The organism is Marinospirillum minutulum DSM 6287, assembly GCF_000422325.1.
Taxonomy (GTDB): domain Bacteria; phylum Pseudomonadota; class Gammaproteobacteria; order Pseudomonadales; family Halomonadaceae; genus Marinospirillum; species Marinospirillum minutulum.
This window is the reverse complement of record NZ_KE383818.1, coordinates 444,481-461,224: the sequence shown is the minus strand read 5'-3', so window position 1 is coordinate 461,224 and position 16,744 is coordinate 444,481. Positions and strand designations below refer to the sequence as shown.

The 16,744-nt window shown below is 43.3% G+C and carries 21 protein-coding genes; 10 read left to right on the top strand and 11 right to left on the bottom strand.

The genetic code is table 11. The annotated features are described in order from the left end of the window. Nucleotides 1-85: 85 nt before the first annotated feature. The gene (gene zapE, locus H571_RS0111785; RefSeq protein WP_027849483.1) at nt 86-1,177 is read right to left on the bottom strand and encodes a cell division protein ZapE; all 1,092 of its coding nucleotides are present in this window, start codon (nt 1,175-1,177) and stop codon (nt 86-88) included. Nucleotides 1,178-1,387: 210 nt separating this feature from the next. Between zapE and H571_RS0111780 the strand changes: the two genes are divergently transcribed. Further along, nucleotides 1,388-1,918 carry a Z-ring associated ZapG family protein gene (locus H571_RS0111780; protein WP_027849482.1) on the top strand — a complete coding sequence of 177 codons (531 nt, stop codon included), beginning with the start codon at nt 1,388-1,390 and terminating at the stop codon, nt 1,916-1,918. A gap of 53 nt (nt 1,919-1,971) precedes the next feature. On the opposite strand, the gene H571_RS0111775 is transcribed toward H571_RS0111780, so the two are convergent. Next, nucleotides 1,972-2,730 carry a Nif3-like dinuclear metal center hexameric protein gene (locus H571_RS0111775; RefSeq protein ID WP_027849481.1) on the bottom strand — a complete coding sequence of 253 codons (759 nt, stop codon included), beginning with the start codon at nt 2,728-2,730 and terminating at the stop codon, nt 1,972-1,974. A gap of 120 nt (nt 2,731-2,850) precedes the next feature. Between H571_RS0111775 and H571_RS0111770 the strand changes: the two genes are divergently transcribed. Continuing rightward, complete coding sequence (locus H571_RS0111770; RefSeq protein WP_027849480.1) at nt 2,851-4,008, top strand: Do family serine endopeptidase; 1,158 nt, start codon at nt 2,851-2,853, stop codon at nt 4,006-4,008. 13 nt (nt 4,009-4,021) lie between these two features. On the opposite strand, the gene hisD is transcribed toward H571_RS0111770, so the two are convergent. The 9 genes from hisD to H571_RS0111725 all read right to left on the bottom strand — a co-directional run bounded on the left by hisD (nt 4,022) and on the right by H571_RS0111725 (nt 10,699). Further along, the gene (gene hisD, locus H571_RS0111765) at nt 4,022-5,332 is read right to left on the bottom strand and encodes a histidinol dehydrogenase (RefSeq protein WP_027849479.1); all 1,311 of its coding nucleotides are present in this window, start codon (nt 5,330-5,332) and stop codon (nt 4,022-4,024) included. Nucleotides 5,333-5,357: 25 nt separating this feature from the next. After that, nucleotides 5,358-6,008: an ATP phosphoribosyltransferase gene (gene hisG / locus H571_RS0111760; RefSeq protein WP_027849478.1), complete on the bottom strand. Its 651-nt coding sequence runs from the start codon at nt 6,006-6,008 to the stop codon at nt 5,358-5,360. Between the two features lie 22 nt (nt 6,009-6,030). Beyond that, complete coding sequence (murA, locus tag H571_RS0111755) at nt 6,031-7,293, bottom strand: UDP-N-acetylglucosamine 1-carboxyvinyltransferase (RefSeq protein ID WP_027849477.1); 1,263 nt, start codon at nt 7,291-7,293, stop codon at nt 6,031-6,033. Between the two features lie 15 nt (nt 7,294-7,308). Next, nucleotides 7,309-7,569, bottom strand: a complete 261-nt coding sequence (locus H571_RS0111750) for a BolA family protein (RefSeq protein ID WP_027849476.1) — start codon at nt 7,567-7,569, stop codon at nt 7,309-7,311. Nucleotides 7,570-7,662: 93 nt separating this feature from the next. Continuing rightward, the gene (locus H571_RS0111745; RefSeq protein ID WP_027849475.1) at nt 7,663-7,971 is read right to left on the bottom strand and encodes an STAS domain-containing protein; all 309 of its coding nucleotides are present in this window, start codon (nt 7,969-7,971) and stop codon (nt 7,663-7,665) included. Continuing rightward, the gene (locus tag H571_RS0111740; protein ID WP_027849474.1) at nt 7,971-8,618 is read right to left on the bottom strand and encodes an MlaC/ttg2D family ABC transporter substrate-binding protein; all 648 of its coding nucleotides are present in this window, start codon (nt 8,616-8,618) and stop codon (nt 7,971-7,973) included. Before H571_RS0111740 ends, H571_RS0111745 begins: the two co-directional genes overlap by 1 nt. A gap of 9 nt (nt 8,619-8,627) precedes the next feature. Continuing rightward, nucleotides 8,628-9,092: an outer membrane lipid asymmetry maintenance protein MlaD gene (gene mlaD, locus H571_RS0111735; RefSeq protein WP_027849473.1), complete on the bottom strand. Its 465-nt coding sequence runs from the start codon at nt 9,090-9,092 to the stop codon at nt 8,628-8,630. A gap of 16 nt (nt 9,093-9,108) precedes the next feature. After that, the gene (gene mlaE / locus H571_RS0111730) at nt 9,109-9,891 is read right to left on the bottom strand and encodes a lipid asymmetry maintenance ABC transporter permease subunit MlaE (RefSeq protein ID WP_027849472.1); all 783 of its coding nucleotides are present in this window, start codon (nt 9,889-9,891) and stop codon (nt 9,109-9,111) included. Further along, the gene (locus H571_RS0111725) at nt 9,884-10,699 is read right to left on the bottom strand and encodes an ABC transporter ATP-binding protein (protein WP_027849471.1); all 816 of its coding nucleotides are present in this window, start codon (nt 10,697-10,699) and stop codon (nt 9,884-9,886) included. The genes mlaE and H571_RS0111725 overlap by 8 nt, the downstream gene beginning before the upstream one ends. A 107-nt stretch (nt 10,700-10,806) precedes the next feature. Here H571_RS0111725 and H571_RS0111720 point away from each other — a divergent pair, with 107 nt between their 5' ends. From H571_RS0111720 to ptsN, 8 genes are all read left to right on the top strand, one after another. After that, nucleotides 10,807-11,778 (top strand): KpsF/GutQ family sugar-phosphate isomerase, encoded by a 972-nt coding sequence (locus tag H571_RS0111720; protein ID WP_027849470.1) that lies wholly within the window; start codon nt 10,807-10,809, stop codon nt 11,776-11,778. 73 nt (nt 11,779-11,851) lie between these two features. Then, nucleotides 11,852-12,403 (top strand): KdsC family phosphatase, encoded by a 552-nt coding sequence (locus H571_RS0111715; RefSeq protein ID WP_027849469.1) that lies wholly within the window; start codon nt 11,852-11,854, stop codon nt 12,401-12,403. Nucleotides 12,404-12,410: 7 nt separating this feature from the next. Continuing rightward, on the top strand, nt 12,411-13,007 hold the full coding sequence (gene lptC, locus H571_RS15595) for an LPS export ABC transporter periplasmic protein LptC (RefSeq protein WP_084482820.1): 597 nt from the start codon (nt 12,411-12,413) through the stop codon (nt 13,005-13,007). Then, the gene (gene lptA / locus H571_RS0111705) at nt 13,004-13,540 is read left to right on the top strand and encodes a lipopolysaccharide transport periplasmic protein LptA (RefSeq protein ID WP_027849468.1); all 537 of its coding nucleotides are present in this window, start codon (nt 13,004-13,006) and stop codon (nt 13,538-13,540) included. Before lptC ends, lptA begins: the two co-directional genes overlap by 4 nt. Further along, on the top strand, nt 13,537-14,265 hold the full coding sequence (lptB, locus tag H571_RS0111700) for an LPS export ABC transporter ATP-binding protein (RefSeq protein ID WP_027849467.1): 729 nt from the start codon (nt 13,537-13,539) through the stop codon (nt 14,263-14,265). Before lptA ends, lptB begins: the two co-directional genes overlap by 4 nt. A gap of 61 nt (nt 14,266-14,326) precedes the next feature. Then, the gene (locus H571_RS0111695) at nt 14,327-15,829 is read left to right on the top strand and encodes an RNA polymerase factor sigma-54 (RefSeq protein WP_342664345.1); all 1,503 of its coding nucleotides are present in this window, start codon (nt 14,327-14,329) and stop codon (nt 15,827-15,829) included. A gap of 110 nt (nt 15,830-15,939) precedes the next feature. After that, nucleotides 15,940-16,245, top strand: coding sequence for a ribosome hibernation promoting factor (gene hpf, locus H571_RS0111690; RefSeq protein ID WP_027849465.1), 306 nt, complete (start codon nt 15,940-15,942; stop codon nt 16,243-16,245). Nucleotides 16,246-16,264: 19 nt separating this feature from the next. After that, nucleotides 16,265-16,723, top strand: coding sequence for a PTS IIA-like nitrogen regulatory protein PtsN (gene ptsN / locus H571_RS0111685; RefSeq protein WP_027849464.1), 459 nt, complete (start codon nt 16,265-16,267; stop codon nt 16,721-16,723). The last annotated feature ends 21 nt before the right edge of the window (nt 16,724-16,744 follow it).

Sequence of the window (16,744 nt, the reverse complement as noted above, 5' to 3'; positions counted from 1 at the left end):
TAGCTAACTAGCTGATAACAAGTTGCCTTAGAAACACAACACCTTTCTAAGGAGCGCGGATTTTATACCAGTTAGCTAACTTAGTCTAGGGCTTATGCTCTCTTGCCAAATATTCATGCGACTGCATTTCCAACAAACGGCTTTTGGTGCGATCCATTTCAAAAGCCAAACTACCACCTGAATAGATGTTTTCTATACTGGCAGCTGCAGAAATAATTACTTTCACACTGCGGTCATAAAACTCATCAATTAAATTGATAAAGCGTCGAGTTTGGTCGTCTTTTTCAACACCTAATTGAGGTACATCAGATAAAAACACAGTATGAAAAATTTTAGATAACTCAATATAGTCATATTGACTTCGTGGCCCGTCACACAACTCATCAAATTCAAACCAAGCAATACCATCATGCACCCGACGGGCTAGTATCGCACGCCCATTAATCGTTATAGGCTCATTTTTCAGCCCTTCAACCCTTACCATTGCATCAAAACTTTTGTTTAAACTTTGATCCGCAGCGGCATCTAAGGGTGAGTGGTATATCTCTGCTTGAGTTAAAGTACGTAAACGGTAATCAACCCCGCTATCGACGTTAACCACTTCAGTAAAACGTTTAAGCAAATCGATGGCAGGTAAAAAACGTGAACGCTGCAAACCATTTTTATACAACTCATCAGGCACAATATTGGAAGTAGTCACCAGCACTACGCCTTCTTCAAACAAGGCTTCCATTAGGTTGCCAAGTATCATCGCATCGGTAATATCTTTTACATAAAACTCATCTAAACAAAGTACTCTAACTTCACTGGCTAGTTGTTTGGCTACTAACTTAAGTGGATTAGCCTGCCCATCGTATTTTTTTAAATCTGCATGAACCCTCTGCATAAACCGATGAAAATGATTACGCATCTTTTGCTTAAAAGGTAGGCATTCAAAGAAGGTATCAACTAAATAAGTTTTACCACGCCCTACACCGCCCCAAAAATACAGGCCTTTAATGGGTTGGCTTGTTTTCTTTTTTAGTAGCCGTGAAAAAATTCCGCTAGAGGTTGCCTGCTCAGAATTGACTAAATCATCGTGTAGCCTTTGCAGGTGCTCAACGGCAAGCTTTTGGGCAGGATCAGACTTAAAACCTTCCCGCTTAAGATCTTGTAGATAACGCTCCATGGGAGTCATGTACTTTTTACCCTTACCCTTCTAATTAAAACGGTTAACCATAAAACGGGCAGATTATACGCTAGCTAGAAGGCTCTTCCAAAGCCTGTGAGACGATTAAACCCTAGAACCTAGCTAGCAAGGCTTGACCTCTAGTCACATCTGACCGATATAATGTGCGGTAACAACTGTAGGGCGGTATTTACTCGCCACCAATTTGAGGAGCTGCACGTGAACTTTGCTGATATCCAATGGTTTTATCTTCTTACATCCTTTTTAGTTGGTGGGGCTATAGGTGCTTTGGTTTATCGTAGGATGAATACTAGTGCTGTGCAAAACACCAAAATTCGCCACCAATTAACTGAGCGGGAGCTAGAGTTAAACCAAGTCCGTGAAAGCTTAAATGATCATTTTTCACGTACAGCTAATAGCATTTCTTCGCTTAGCAAACAATTGCAAAACATGGAAAATCAACTAGCAACCGATGCAAGTCAGCTTTGCAGCGATGAAGGGATAGTTAAACGCTTAACTGGCAAATCGGAAGATCAAAAAATGCTAGATCAAGCAGCAGAACAATGGACAGCTAACGATTATCAGCCGCCTAGAGACTATGCCTCTAATAAGGAAGGCGGTACTTTATCTGAAAACTTCCAACAACCAAGCTTTGAACCGCCTAGAGATTACGCTGCAGATAAGTCCGGCGGCACACTAGCTGAAGACTTTGGCCTTAAGCCTGAAGTTTTTGAACCTAAAACAAAATAAGCTTTAACCTACCTGTGAACTTAATTATTAGCACAGGTAGGTAACCACCTTGGCTAAACAGGGTTAGGCAAATCAATAAACTCACAGTCAACCTGCCACTTGCTTGCTATCCACTCCCCTAAAGCTTTTACACCATAACGCTCTGTTGCATGATGCCCTGCGGCAAAATAATCTATACCCAACTCTTGAGCCGCATGCAGTGTTTGCTCACTCACCTCACCACTAATGTAGGCATCTACGCCTAATTCAGCAGCACGATAAATACCCCCTTCTGCTGAACCAGTACACCAAGCTAAGGTTTTAATTGGCCGCTCATGTCCGGCTAGGTGGAGTGGCTGCTGACCCAAGGTTTTTGTTAGCTGTTCAGAAAAATCTTTTGCTGCCAAGGGCTCAACCAGCTCGCCAACCAAACCTAAAGGCCAGCTAGGCGAGTCCATCACCCCCGTTACTTTCCAACCCATCACCTCGGCTAGCTGTTGGTTATTGCCTAATTTTGGGTGGGCATCTAAGGGTAGATGGTAAGCAATTAAACTTATATCGTTACGCATTAAAGTTGCTACTCGCTTACCTTTCATGCCAACAAGCGGCTGCGCTTCACCCTTCCAAAAATAACCATGGTGTACTAACAAGGCATCGGCTTTACTGGCTAGGGCTTTTTCAATTAGTGCTTGGGATGCTGTTACACCTGTTACAATTTTTTTGATTTGGCTTTTACCTTCAACTTGCAAACCATTAGGGCAATAGTCTTTAAAATCCTGTATTTGTAAATAGTTATCTAGTTCTGTAATCAGTACTTTTAATTCAACCGTCATGCCTCTTCCTCAATTACTGTTACTTGTTTTATATAAAATTTGCCCCAATTTCACTCAGCAAATCATTCATTAGTCAGGTAAAATTAGTCTACCTAAGCTTTGCTGGAGTTACTTTAATTCATGAAATTTTTAAAGCCACAACTTGTCTGGCCCTTAATCAGCGGTCTACTTTTTGCCGCTTTATTGCTACAAGCTTTTCCTAGCCTAACGGGGCAACCAGCAGTCAACCAAGCTTTAGCTGAAATTCATGCTAGCGAGCCACTGCTAGTTGCCCGCCAAGAAGGCCCAGTTTCTTATGCTTCTGCGGTACGTATGGCTGCACCTGCTGTAGTTAATATCTATACCACCAAGCTAGTAGCACAACAAACCAACCCCTTTATGAATGACCCTTTCTTTCGTCATTTTTTTGGACAAGAAAACCTACCCACTCAAAAACGTATGCAGTCTAGCCTTGGCTCAGGTGTTTTAGTGAGTAGCGAAGGTTATATTTTAACCAACCACCATGTTGTTAATAATGCCGATGAAATTCGAGTTGCGCTAAGGGATGGTAGAGAAACCTTTGCGCGTATTATTGGTAGTGACCCTGAATCAGACTTAGCTGTACTCAAAATTGAACTCGATAACCTACCCATGATTTCTCTTGCCTCTTCAGACACTTTAGAAGTAGGTGATGTAGTGCTAGCCATAGGTAATCCTTTTGGCGTGGGCCAAACAGTAACCCAAGGTATCATTAGTGCGCTAGGTCGTAATAGTTTAGGCATTAATACTTACGAAGACTTTATTCAAACCGACGCAGCAATTAACCCCGGTAATTCAGGCGGTGCTTTGGTTAATCCTTACGGTCAATTATTAGGTATTAATACAGCTATCTTTACTCGCTCAGGTGGTTCACAAGGCATCGGCTTTGCTATTCCTTCTAATCTAGCCAAACAGATCATGCTAGATTTAATTAACGAAGGCTTTGTAGTACGTGGTTGGATGGGTATTGAGGTGCAAGAGTTGACTAGTGCTTTAGCACAATCGCTTAAACTAGAGGATACTCAGGGTATTCTAGTAGCAGGGTTGTTACGGAATGGCCCGGCCGATAAAGCAGGTTTGAAACCAGGTGATGTGATCACTCACATTAACAATAGAAAGGTAGAAGGCGCTAGAGCTGCCATTAACTACATAGCAGGACTAAAACCTAACACTCAAGTTGTCTTTAACCTTAGCCGTAATGGCCGCAGTAAAGCGTTAACAGCAACCATAGGCCAGCGTCCTGCTAGCCCTCAGCGTTAAGGTCTAGTTTGCTTTAGTCTTTAATACGGTAAGCTGCTGAGCGAGCATGAGCAGTCAGGGATTCACCTTCTGCTAGCTCGTTGGCAATGCGCCCTAAGGTGGCAGCACCTTCAGGTGAGCAAAAAATAAGTGAAGAACGCTTTTGAAAATCATACACACCCAGTGGTGAAGAAAAACGCGCTGTACCTGAGGTAGGTAAAACGTGGTTGGGTCCAGCACAGTAATCACCTATTGCCTCAGCCGTGTAACGCCCCATAAAAATAGCGCCAGCATGACGAATATTAGGTAGCCAAGCCTCTGGGTCGGCAACCGATAACTCTAGGTGCTCTGGCGCAATGCGGTTAATTAGTTCAACGGCTTGTGCCTCATTTTCAACCTGAATTAGTGCACCACGATTTTCTAATGATGCCTTAATAATTTCTGCTCGTTCCATGGTGGGTAGTAGTTTACGAATACTCTTTTCCACTTTATCTAACCAAGCAGCATTCCAACTAATTAAAATAGATTGGGCATCTTCATCGTGTTCAGCTTGGGAGAATAAATCCATCGCTATCCAATCCGGATCTGTTTCTCCATCACCAACCACTAAAATCTCTGAGGGGCCAGCAATCATATCTATGCCAACCTTGCCAAATACAGCACGCTTAGCAGTGGCGACATAAATATTACCCGGACCGACTATTTTGTCGCAGGCTGGTACGGTTTCTGTACCATAAGCCAAGGCTGCAACGGCTTGCGCACCGCCTAGTGCAAATACCCTTGTTGCACCCGCCAAATAAGCTGCTCCTAACACCAAGGGGTTTAACTCACCTTTGGGCGCTGGAGCCACCATAATAATTTCTTTAACACCTGCTACTTTTGCAGGCAGCACATTCATTAAAACGGAAGAAGGGTAGGCTGCCTTACCGCCGGGCACATAAACACCAACACGGTCGAGTGGTGTTACCTGTTGGCCTAACAGGGTTCCGTCTGCTTCGGTGTAGTTCCAAGAGGGTTGTTTTTGATGTTCGTGATAGCTGGTTACACGCTTAGCCGCTACCTCTAAAGCTTCACGTCTTTTGGCAGGCAAGCTTTCATAAGCGGCTTTTAGTTGCTGCTGAGAAACTTCTAGCTGAGAAAACTCGGTTGCTGGATGCTGGTCAAACTTTTGTGTAAAGGCTAAGACAGCGGCATCACCTTTTTGACGAACCTCAGCAATAATTGTCTCTACCTGTTCTTGTACCTTGGCATTGGAAACCCCCTCCCAAGCAAGTAACTTATCTAAGGTAGTAGAAAAATCTGGATTATTTGCATTTAGTCTTCTTACAGCAAGAGTCGAACTCATTTTTAATTCCAAGCAACAAATTTGATTAGGTAGAAGTAGTTGAGCGTTTTTCAACTGCTAAACGTAAGCGATCTAGCAGCGGTTGAATTAACTGGTACTTCATTTTCATTGAAGCACGGTTAACAACCAAGCGTGAAGAAATATCAGCAATAAATTCGCGTGGCTCTAAACCATTTGCTTTTAGTGTGTTACCCGTATCAACAATATCGACGATTTCGTCAGCCAAGCCCATAATGGGCGCTAATTCCATGCCACCGTAGAGTTTAATTAAATCAACTTGAATGCCTTGTTCGGCATACCAGCGCTTAGCCGTATTCACAAATTTAGTGGCAACACGACGACGACCTTCTGGTTGTACTGAACCTTTAATGGCTGCGGTCATTAGCTTACAAGCAGCAATTTTTAAATCTAAGGGTTCATACATACCACTACCACCATGCTCTATCAGCACATCTTTACCTGATACACCTAGGTCTGCTGCACCTAGCTCAACATAGGTAGGCACATCGGTAGCACGGATAATCAGCAAACGAACACCCGGTAGGTTAGTATCAAATATTAGTTTGCGGCTTTTACTAATATCTTCTGCTGGCACTATGCCAGCATCAGCTAGAAGTGGCAGGGTATCATCTAGAATTCGCCCTTTAGAAAGGGCTAGCGTTAGACTTAGTGGCATTATTTCTCTCGTTAATCTTTTATCAGGCAGCAATACGCTTTATTTTAGCACCTAGTAACATAAGCTTTTCTTCAATACACTCATAGCCACGGTCTATATGGTAAATACGATCAACTAGCGTATCACCTTCAGCAACTAAAGCAGCAATTACCAAACTGGCCGATGCTCTTAAATCGGTGGCCATTACGGGTGCACCGGTTAGCTTGTCTACGCCACGAATAATAGCTGTATTGCCCTCAACTTGAATATCTGCACCCATACGTTGAATTTCTTGTACGTGCATAAACCGATTTTCAAAAATGGTTTCTATAACCGTACCTGTACCTTCGGCTATAGCATTTAAAGCCATAAACTGAGCTTGCATATCGGTAGGAAAGGCTGGATAGGGTGCTGTTCTAATGCTGACTGCTTTAGGGCGTTTACCCTGCATATCTAATTCTATCCAATCATCACCCGAGGTAATAACAGCGCCCGCTTCTTTCAATTTTGCTAAAACAGCATCAAGAATATCAACGCGTGTATGCTTAATTCTCACTCGACCACGGGTAGCAGCACCAGCCACTAGAAAAGTTCCCGCCTCTATACGGTCAGCAACCACGTTAAAATGACAGCCACTTAATTTATCTACGCCATCAATAATTATTGTATCTGTGCCTTCACCTGTTATTTTTGCGCCCATGGCATTTAAGAAATCTGCCAAGTCGACTACTTCTGGTTCACGTGCGGCATTTTCTAAGATGGTGCGACCTTCAGCTAGCACAGCAGCCATCATTAGGTTTTCTGTACCTGTCACTGTCACCATATCAAATAAGATGTGTGCACCTTGTAAACGCCCACTAACCTTGCCACGAATGTAGCCTTCTTCTACACGAATTTCAGCACCCATCTTTTTTAAGCCATCAAGGTGCAAATTCACTGGGCGACTTCCTATAGCACAGCCACCAGGTAAAGAAACTTCAGCCTTGCCAAAACGTGCCATTAAAGGCCCAAGCACAAGAATAGAAGCACGCATGGTTTTAACTAGTTCATAGGGTGCTACGCAGTTATCTAGGTAACTGGCGTCTAATTCAAGGGACATCTTTTCATCGACTACTGCCTGCACGCCCATACCACCTAAGAGTTCAATCATGGTAGTAATATCGTGTAAATGAGGCAGGTTTCCGATAGATACAGGCCCATCAACTAATAGACTTGCCGCTAAAATAGGCAAGGCTGAGTTTTTGGCACCTGAGATCCACACTTCGCCATCAAGGGGGTGTCCCCCAGTAATTAGTAGTTTATCCATTCTTATATTAGGGCCTTAAAATGCCTGTAAATCTTTAACTTTTGCCCATTGTTCTGGGGTGTAGGTTTTTAATGCCATGGCATGAAGCTTGTCTGTCGCAAACTCTTCACTTAATGCAGAAAAAACAAGTTGCTGCTTTTTAACAGGACTAGGCAAACTAGCAAACACTTCGCCAACAGCGATTACTTCAAAATGCCGCCCATCATCACCCTTAACTATAAACTCACACTCGGGAATACGGCTTTCTAACATTTCTTTCAAGGTCTGGGCTTGCATGGTTACTCCTTAATAAATAAACAGCAGCTGCCTAAAATATTTTTAGCTTATTAATCTTAGGCATAATAACTGAAAAGGCTGCGCTTGGGCACCTTAGCTAAGTACTTTAGTGTTAAACACCAAGGGTAGTAGGTTCTGTAAATGGCTTAATTCAGCAACTTTTTGTAACTGTAGCGGCACATCAACTAAACTGAGTTCTGCACCCAGAGCCAAGCAGCGGCGTTGCCAAGCCAGCAAGACTAGAAGTAAAGCCGAGCCACCACTGGCTTCTTTTAAAGAAACCTGTAGTTTTTTTGCTTTATCTTCTATTTTTAACGCTTCAGCTAGTTTTTCTGCAGTGGCAAATTCAACCTGGCCCACTAAAGACCAGTTGCCGCAACTTAACTGCTGCAGTTTAGCCATTATTCAACCTCACCCTTTTGTAGTTCTCCCAGGGTTTGGTCAGGTGACCAGTTAGCAATAACCAGATCAAAATCACGATTATTTTCACGCATGGCTCGATCAAATTGGCTGTTAAACGTTAACCCTAGATTAACGCCATTAACGATTAGGTTAATAATCTTCCACTCTCCCCCGCTTAAACGCAGAGTAAAAGTTAGCGGGTAGCGCTTTCCATCCTTAGCGACCACATCTAAAGCAACATTATCTTGGTCTTCAAAACGAGTCTCCCGTTCTTCTAGCTGAAGATCAAACTCTCGGTAGTCAAAATTCATCAAACCCTGTCCAAAAGTTTTTACCAGTGTTGTTTGAAAGGTAGTCGCAAATTCAGTACGTTGCGCTGGTGTGGCGGCACGAAAATAACGCCCACCCATCACTCGAGCACTGATATAGCGAAAATCAACATAAGGCTGCAAGGCGGTATCTAGCTTGTTATAAAGCTGCTGAGGATCAGTTGCATAAATTGATTTACTGCTCTCAAAAACCTCGGTTAAATCGGCAATGCCCTGCTTAACCACCTGTTGCGATGAATTACTAACTTCAGCCTGAGCTTGGCTAGTCATTAACCCAAGAAATAGCAAACTTATATAAATAATTCTAAAAGACTTCATTACTCTTCTCTAATCCTTGCTTGAGTTAGAAATAAATTGGTTAACAAGCTGCTCTAAAATAAGTGCTGACTGGGTATCTTTTAAGCTATCTCCAGCAGCAAGGTAGGTTTCATCAATACCTGGTGTTAGGCTAATGTAATTATCACCTAGCAAGCCTGCTGTTTGAATGGCAGCTGCAGTATCAGTCGTTAGTTTATTAGCTAAATTTTTATCAAGCTGTAGGGTTACACAGGCTTCAAACCACTGAAAATCTAAATCAATAGCAGCAACACGACCAACCGTGACACCTGCTAGGGTAACTCTTGATCTTGGTTTTAACCCACCTATATCGCCAAAGCAGGCTTCAACCTCAAAACCATCCTGTTCAGAAGATTGTGCTAAGCCACTCACTTTAAAAGCCAAAAATAATAAAGCGGCAAAACCCAATAGCATAAAGGCACCGACAGTCACTTCTACCCAACGTTGATTACGCATTATTTAATCCACCTACTTATAAATTACTAAACATTAGTGCAGTTAAAACAAAATCCAGTCCTAACACAGCCAAAGAAGAATAAACCACCGTTCGAGTAGTGGCACGACTGATACCTTCAGATGTTGGCACTAAATCATAGCCTTGAAACACAGCTATCCAAGTTACAACAAAAGCAAATACCAAGCTTTTAATTACCCCATTAAGCACATCTTCTCGAAAAGAAACCGATGACTGCATATTGCTCCAAAACGCACCTTCATCAACGCCCAGCCAATCAACTCCAACTAACCAGCCACCCCAAACACCCACAAAGGTAAAAATAATCGTTAATACCGGTAAGGCTACAAACCCCGCCAACAGTCTAGGTGCAATAATACGACGCAAAGGATCGACACCAATCATTTCTAAACTCGATAGCTGCTCAGTGGCTTTCATTAAACCAATTTCAGCAGTTAGTGCTGAACCTGCACGCCCTGCAAACAGCAAAGCTGCAACTACAGGTGCTAGCTCACGAGTTAAACTCAGCGCCACCATCTGCCCTAAAGCTTGTTCTGCACCAAAATCAACTAAGATGGTATAACCCTGCAAAGCTAGCACCATACCAATAAACAAGCCTGATACTAGAATAATGATTAAGGATAAAACACCCACGGAATAAACTTGCCTTAACCAGAGAGTTAAAGCTTCACTACTTTTAGGAAATCCAGCTAAAGATTGAAAAAGAAAGATACTCGACCGCCCAAGCGCAGTAGTAAGCAACAGGCCTTGACGCCCTAGACGAGCAAGCCAATCAAGCATAAGTTAAATCCTCTTGAGCAAATAAATCATCAGCAAAGCTAACCGCTGGATAATTAAAAGCAACGGGGCCATCAGGTAGCCCACCAATAAACTGACGCACTTCATCTTGCATAGACGCATCCAACTCAGCAGGTGTACCCTCTGCTATAACTTTGCCATCAGCTAAAATATAGGCGTAATCAGCAATGGAAAGCGTTTCTGCTAAATCATGCGAAACAATAACCGAAGTTAAACCCAAAGCCTGATTTAAGCGTTTAACCAACTGTACCAAAACCCCCATAGAAATAGGATCTTGCCCAGCAAAAGGCTCATCGTACATTAATAACTCAGGATCTAAGGCAACGGCTCTAGCTAAAGCCACTCGCCTAGCCATACCTCCTGAAAGCTCAGCGGGCATCAAGTTACGCGCACCCCGCAAACCTACAGCTTCAAGCTTAATTAATACCAAGTCTCTAATCATACTTTCAGGTAGGCTAGTGTGAACACGTAAGGGAAAAGCGACATTATCGAACACCGTCATATCAGTAAACAAAGCACCCGACTGAAACAGCACACCCATACGACTACGTAATTCAAATAATGCCTTGCGACCTAAGTTAGGTACTTCTTGACCAAAAACCTCAACAGAGCCGCTAGCAGGCTGCAACTGCCCTCCTATAAGGTGCAGCAGGGTTGTTTTACCCGTACCACTAGGCCCTAAAATAGCCGTTATCTTGCCTTTGCGTAAACTAAGGTTAACACCAGAAAATATCGCCTTATCACCACGACTAAAATGCAGGTTATTAACTTTAACCAGATCATCTTGCATTAAACTCTCCAGCCGGAAGTCATAGAAGTAAGCTTCAAAAAAGCTATAATGCTAAAGCTAGCCACCCATATTCACCAGTGCAAATACCCGCGGACACTCAGTTACTTATGGTCACTACCGATTACCTTGAATCAGCCCACCGTACACTTAAGTTAGAAATAGAGGCATTGCAAGAAATTTCATCTCAATTAGACCAAAGCTTTATTGCAGCTTGCGAGCTTATTTTAAGCTGCAAAGGTCGCGTTATAGTTACTGGCATGGGCAAATCTGGCCATATAGGCCATAAAATTGCTGCTACCTTAGCCAGTACTGGAACCCCATCTTTTTTTATGCACCCAGGTGAAGCCAGTCATGGTGACTTAGGGATGGTGACCCGTAGCGACCTAGTTTTAGCCTTATCTAATTCAGGTGAGACTAACGAAGTAACCTCTTTACTGCCACTACTAAAACGCTTAGGCATTCCCATTATAGGTCTAACGGGTGCACCCAGCTCTACTCTAGCACAAGAAGCTAATATACATCTTAACGCAACTATTAGCCGTGAAGCCTGTCCTTTAAATTTAGCACCAACTTCTAGCACAACGGCCGCCCTAGTTTTAGGCGATGCTTTGGCTATAGCACTTCTACAAGCCAGAGGTTTTGGTCCAGATGATTTTGCCCTCTCTCACCCAGGCGGTAGCTTAGGTCGTAAACTACTTTTACGTGTTAGCGATATCATGCACACAGGTGATGCGCTACCTAAAGTACTCGATACCGCTAGCTTACGAGAAGCCCTCCTAGAAATGACTCAAAAAGGCCTAGGCTTTACCTGCATTGTAGACACACAACACAATTTACTTGGTGTCTACACCGACGGTGATTTGCGCCGCACCCTAGATAAAAACCTTGATTTACGTGATATAAAAGTTGCCGATGTCATGACTCAAGGCAGCAAGCAGATCCAAGCCGATCTACTCGCAGCCGAAGCAGTTCTTTTAATGGAAGAGAATAAAATTAGCGCCCTACCCGTTATAGATAAAGACTTGCGAGTAATTGGAGCATTAAACATGCATGATTTACTTAAGGCTGGAGTGATTTAATTTTTAGCTAATCTGCTATAGTAGCTGCCCTAGTAGAAACAGTCATTTTTATACCCCTTGTTAGTGAGCCACCATGGAAATCACCGAAAACTTATTAGAAAAACTTCGCCCTATACGCTTAATGGTTTTAGATGTAGATGGCGTGCTAACCGATGGCAGCCTTTTTTTTCATGCACAAGGCGGCGAAGAAAGTAAGGCTTTTAATACCCAAGATGGCCAAGGTATAAAACTGTTGCAAGCCAGCGGCGTACAGGTTGCAATAATTACAGGGCGTATTTCTAAAGTAGTTAGCCTGCGTGCAGAAGCATTAAAAATTGAGCAGGTATTACAAGGCCGTGAAGATAAAATTACTGCGCTTGGCGAAATAGTAAATGAACTCGGCTTAGACTGGTCTCAAGTTGGCTATTGTGGCGATGATTTACCCGACCTAGCCGCAATACGCAAAGCTGGTTTTGGTGCCAGTGTTGCCAATGCCCCCAGCTATATACAACAGTACAGCGACTTCACCACCCAGCGAGAAGGTGGTAAAGGCGCCGTTAGAGAAATAACCGACTTAATTATGCAGGCACAGGGCACATGGCAAGACTGCATCAACCACTACCTCTACAACCTACGTGCTCATTAACTAGCCAATGAGTAGGTTTCCATCCTTACGCAAACTAGGCGCCCTCTTAGCGCTCATTGCACTCGGCATTCTAGTGGTAGGCATACAAGATTTAAGCCTACCACCACCTCATGCTAGCCTGCCGGAACAATACGGTGAACCAGACTACTATGTTGAAGCCGCTCGCTTAACTCGCTTTAATGCCGAAGGTAAACGCCTACAAACCCTCAATTCAGTTCAAGCAACCCATTACCCAGAAAAAGACCTAACCCTATTTGAAAGCCCTTTAATGCACCATTACAGTGAACAAGGGCAGGTATGGCGAGTGGTTGCTAAGCGGGCTGAAAACTTAGCCAAGAAAGACATCTATCTTGAAGAAGAAGTCATTATTACCCCGTTAAATCCAGATTCTACCTACCTACCCGAGTTTTTTACTGATCGTCTATGGGTAGACACACAAACCAACATTGCTCACACAAAAGACCCTGTTAGCTTTATAAGCCCTAGCGGTAAAACCACAGGCAAAGGACTGCAGCTAAACATGGATACTGGGCTAGCAGAAATACTTCAAGAAGTTCAAGGCAGTTACCTACCCTCACCAGCCATACAGGGCACTGAACCATGACAAAACCTGCTTATCAAGCTAGCAAAGTTACTTCCTTCTTACTGTTAGCCCTAGCTTTTATTGTTACTGAAGCTAAAGCCTTACCAGAAGATCGGGAGCTACCCCTGCAAGTTAAAGCCCAAAGCATGCAATGGAATAACCAACAGCAACAAGCAACTTATCAAGGCGATGTTGAAGTGCATCAAGGCGAGCTAGTCATAGAAGCAGCCAACTTAAAAATACTACGTACAACCACTGGCGAACTAAAACAGGCTGTTGCAACAACGCCCAAAGGCCAAGCCTATATGCGTGATCTGCCAGACCCAATAAAACCAGAAGTTGAGGCTTGGGGAGAGGTTATTGATTACCTGCCTTCGCAAGATTTAGTTATTTTAACCGGCAAAGCACGGCTTATTCAGGGTGCCGACAGTTTTACTGGCCACCAACTCACTTACAACCTAATAACCCAAGACATTCAAGCCGAACAAAAATCATCCAGTGATGCAAGGGTTGAAGTCATTTTAACACCCGCTCCTAAAGGAGCAGACAAATGAGTAAGTGCTTACAAGCCAATAACTTGCAAAAAAGTTATAAAGGACGCAAGGTAGTTAAAGACATCAGCTTAACCATTAACCAAGGTGAAATAGTCGGTTTACTTGGTCCTAATGGCGCAGGTAAGACCACCTCTTTTTATATGGTGGTTGGTTTAGTTAAAGCTGATGCTGGTAGTATTTTTTTAGATGGCAAAGATATTACCAAACTACCCATGCATGGCCGTGCTAGAGCAGGGTTAGGCTATCTACCACAAGAAGCCTCAGTTTTTCGTAAACTTAGCGTAGAAAATAACCTTATGGCTATTTTAGAACTACGCAAAGAGCTCAGTAAAACACAGCGAACAGAGCTACTTGAAGAATTATTAAACGAGTTTTCAATTACGCACATACGCAAAAGCAAGGGAATGAGCCTCTCAGGTGGTGAAAGACGCAGAGTAGAAATTGCAAGAGCCTTGGCGACTGAGCCAGACTTTATCCTATTAGACGAACCCTTTGCAGGCGTCGACCCTATTTCAGTTGCAGAAATTATGGGGATTATTCGTCAGTTACAAAAAAGAAATATCGGTGTACTAATTACCGACCACAATGTCCGTGAAACCTTAGAAATTTGTGAAAGAGCTTACATAGTGAGCGATGGTGCAATTATTGCTCAAGGTAACGCAGAACAAATTTTAGCTAATGCAGACGTTAGAAGGGTTTACCTCGGTGAACAATTTAAGATATAACCTCTCCTAAATACTGGCATAAAACTTGCTTTCTTAGATCGCATCAATGGGCTAAATTCTTATGTCTATGAAACCCAGCCTAGGGCTGAACGTCTCACAGAACCTAGTAATAACACCACAGCTGCAACAGGCTATTTACCTGTTACAGCTTTCTACGCTTGATTTACAACAAGAGATACAGCAAGCCCTAGAAGCAAACCCGCTACTTGAACTAGAAGAAAATGAAGAAGAACCCCAAGTAGCGACAGACCCCTTTGATACCGCAACACGTGAAGCTCAAAAGGCAGATGCACAGCAAGAAGCAACACCCACAGAAATGAGCCAGTGGGAAGAAAAAAACCTGCCAGAAGAACTAGCCGTTGATACAGGCTGGGATGATGTTTATAGCCAAGACTACAGCCCCAGCTCTAGTAGCGGAGGCAGTGTAGAAGATTACGAAGACTATGCACGCGATACAGCAGTAACAACGCTTTCAGATCATCTACTCTGGCAGCTTAACCTAAACATTCACAACCCCACCGATCACTTAATTGGTGAAGCCTTAATTGATAGCATTAACGCGGAAGGCTACTTGCGTGATGATTTAGATGCCATAACAGAAGGCCTCAAAAAACAAAATAGCCAGCTAGCAGAACTCACCACCGCAGAAGTTCACTCGGTTTTAAAACTGATTCAACGCTTCGACCCACCCGGTGTCGGCGCCAGAGACTTAAAAGAGTGCCTAGCTTTACAGTTAGAGCAGCTAGCAGTTGAAACACCCTATTTGAACCCAGCAAAAAAACTGGTAGACCAATATTTAGAAGTTCTAGCTGCACGAGACTACCGTTTTTTAATGCGCCGTTTAAAGCTAGCCAATGAAGACGAGTTACACCAAGTAATTACGCTAATTCAACAGCTTAACCCACGCCCAGGGAACAGCATAGAAAGTGAAGCATCTAGCTATATTATTCCCGATCTACTCCTAACACGTACAACCAATGGCTGGCGAGTAGAACTCAACCCAGAAAGCCAGCCTAAACTACGAGTACAAGCCAACTACCACGACTTAATTAACCGAGCAGATTCAACCGCTACCAAAGATTACCTTAAAGGCCACCACCGCGATGCGCAATGGCTAATTAAAAGCCTGCAAAGCCGCAGTGAAACCCTGCTTAAAGTGGGCAGTAAAATTGTTGAGCGCCAACAAGAATTCCTAGAAAAAGGTGATGAGTTTATGGTGCCTATGGTTTTAGCTGATATTGCGGATGCCATAGATATGCACGAATCAACAGTGTCACGCGCAACCACCCAAAAATACATCCATACCCCAAGGGGTATTTATGAATTGAAGTATTTTTTCTCTAGCCATGTTGCTACTAGCGAAGGGGGTGAAGCTTCTTCAACAGCCATACGCGCCATGTTAAAAAAACTCATTGCCGATGAACCACCAAGAAAACCACTATCCGATAGCAAACTAGCTGATCTACTAGCAGAAAGCGGAATACAAATTGCTCGGCGTACCGTTGCCAAGTACCGCGAAGCCATGAGTATTCCACCTTCCAGCGAAAGAAAGCGCCTTCGCTAATGATAGAATGTCAAGTGTTATTTTGCTACAAACACCCCTTATCAGGGGTTTGCTTTACGATAAAAAACGTTACAATGAATTTGTAATATCTCAATTCCAAGGAGTGCAACATGCAAATAAACATTACGGGTCACCACGTTGAATTAACTCCAGCACTGCGTGAGTTTGTAGAAAACAAATTCGCCAAGTTAGAGCGTTTCTTTGATCAAATCATCAGCATTCAAGTTACCCTAACAGTCGATAAACTGCGCCAAATTGCTGAATCAGATATCAAAGTTGCTGGCAGCGATATTCACGCCTCGTCTGAAAGTGAAGACATGTATGCCTCCATTGACCAACTTATGGACAAGTTAGAGCGTCAATTGATTAAACATAAAGAAAAGAATCAGGCTCGCCAACAAGGCGCCACTCACTGAACGGTCATACCTGTCCAACATGCAGATTAACGAAATTCTGACCCTTGAGCGCACCTTATTTGGTGTGCCTGGGGGCAGCAAAAAACGTGTACTTGAGTACTTCAGTAGGTTCATATCCCAACAAAATCCTCAGCTAGATGCTGAGGAAATTTTTTCTAGGCTCATTGCAAGAGAGCGCTTGGGCAGTACCGGTATAGGCGATGGTGTAGCACTACCTCATTGCCGCAGCAGCCAGTGCACTGAAGCTATTGGCACTTTTATACGTCTAAGAGATAAAATTGACTTTGATGCCATTGATGGACAACCCGTAGATCTAATCTTTTTACTTCTAGTACCAGAAGAAGCCAATGAAGCCCATCTGCAAACTCTTGCTTTACTAGCCGAGCGTTTTTCAGATGAAGAACTACGCAAAGAATTACGTAAAACCGACCAACCTGAGCTGCTCTATCAACTCATTAGCACCCCAACCAATGCTTGACCCCAAGGTAAGCAAAGAGGT

Coding starts and splice junctions, on each gene's coding strand:
- zapE (WP_027849483.1), bottom strand. CDS start 1,177: ATGACTCCCATGGAGCGTTATCTACAAGATCTTAAGCGGGAAGGTTTT.
- H571_RS0111775 (WP_027849481.1), bottom strand. CDS start 2,730: ATGACGGTTGAATTAAAAGTACTGATTACAGAACTAGATAACTATTTA.
- H571_RS0111770 (WP_027849480.1), top strand. CDS start 2,851: ATGAAATTTTTAAAGCCACAACTTGTCTGGCCCTTAATCAGCGGTCTA.
- hisD (WP_027849479.1), bottom strand. CDS start 5,332: ATGAGTTCGACTCTTGCTGTAAGAAGACTAAATGCAAATAATCCAGAT.
- hisG (WP_027849478.1), bottom strand. CDS start 6,008: ATGCCACTAAGTCTAACGCTAGCCCTTTCTAAAGGGCGAATTCTAGAT.
- murA (WP_027849477.1), bottom strand. CDS start 7,293: ATGGATAAACTACTAATTACTGGGGGACACCCCCTTGATGGCGAAGTG.
- H571_RS0111750 (WP_027849476.1), bottom strand. CDS start 7,569: ATGCAAGCCCAGACCTTGAAAGAAATGTTAGAAAGCCGTATTCCCGAG.
- H571_RS0111745 (WP_027849475.1), bottom strand. CDS start 7,971: ATGGCTAAACTGCAGCAGTTAAGTTGCGGCAACTGGTCTTTAGTGGGC.
- H571_RS0111740 (WP_027849474.1), bottom strand. CDS start 8,618: ATGAAGTCTTTTAGAATTATTTATATAAGTTTGCTATTTCTTGGGTTA.
- mlaD (WP_027849473.1), bottom strand. CDS start 9,092: ATGCGTAATCAACGTTGGGTAGAAGTGACTGTCGGTGCCTTTATGCTA.
- mlaE (WP_027849472.1), bottom strand. CDS start 9,891: ATGCTTGATTGGCTTGCTCGTCTAGGGCGTCAAGGCCTGTTGCTTACT.
- H571_RS0111725 (WP_027849471.1), bottom strand. CDS start 10,699: ATGCAAGATGATCTGGTTAAAGTTAATAACCTGCATTTTAGTCGTGGT.
- H571_RS0111720 (WP_027849470.1), top strand. CDS start 10,807: ATGGTCACTACCGATTACCTTGAATCAGCCCACCGTACACTTAAGTTA.
- H571_RS0111715 (WP_027849469.1), top strand. CDS start 11,852: ATGGAAATCACCGAAAACTTATTAGAAAAACTTCGCCCTATACGCTTA.
- lptC (WP_084482820.1), top strand. CDS start 12,411: ATGAGTAGGTTTCCATCCTTACGCAAACTAGGCGCCCTCTTAGCGCTC.
- lptA (WP_027849468.1), top strand. CDS start 13,004: ATGACAAAACCTGCTTATCAAGCTAGCAAAGTTACTTCCTTCTTACTG.
- lptB (WP_027849467.1), top strand. CDS start 13,537: ATGAGTAAGTGCTTACAAGCCAATAACTTGCAAAAAAGTTATAAAGGA.
- H571_RS0111695 (WP_342664345.1), top strand. CDS start 14,327: ATGTCTATGAAACCCAGCCTAGGGCTGAACGTCTCACAGAACCTAGTA.
- hpf (WP_027849465.1), top strand. CDS start 15,940: ATGCAAATAAACATTACGGGTCACCACGTTGAATTAACTCCAGCACTG.
- ptsN (WP_027849464.1), top strand. CDS start 16,265: ATGCAGATTAACGAAATTCTGACCCTTGAGCGCACCTTATTTGGTGTG.